This is a genomic window from Duganella lactea, from assembly GCF_009857505.1.
GTDB lineage: Bacteria > Pseudomonadota > Gammaproteobacteria > Burkholderiales > Burkholderiaceae_D > Rugamonas > Rugamonas lactea.
In genome coordinates, this window is the sequence record NZ_WWCP01000141.1 from 1 (window position 1) to 237 (window position 237).

The 237-nt window shown below is 59.5% G+C and carries 1 protein-coding gene; it reads left to right on the plus strand.

What is annotated here, in order from left to right; all coding sequences use genetic code 11:
• Nucleotides 1-237 (plus strand): IS110 family transposase (locus GTP44_RS27065; protein WP_161021820.1); only part of this gene is annotated, 237 nt, incomplete at both ends.

Consider the following 237-nt stretch of genomic DNA (forward strand, 5'->3'; position numbering starts at 1 on the left):
TCGCCTTGCTGGCAGACGGGAAAATCAAGAAAAAATCGCTGCCGAACTCGGCTGCGGGGCACCAGGCGCTGCTGGAGTGGATCGCCAAGTCCAAATTCGAGAAGGAAGCTTTGCAGGTGTGCATGGAGGCGACCGGTGTGTATTACGAGGCCGTCGCGACGGCGCTGCATGACGCCGGCTTCATGGTGTCGGTCGCCAATCCGAGTTGCGTCAAAGGCTTTGGCCAGAGCGAAAACC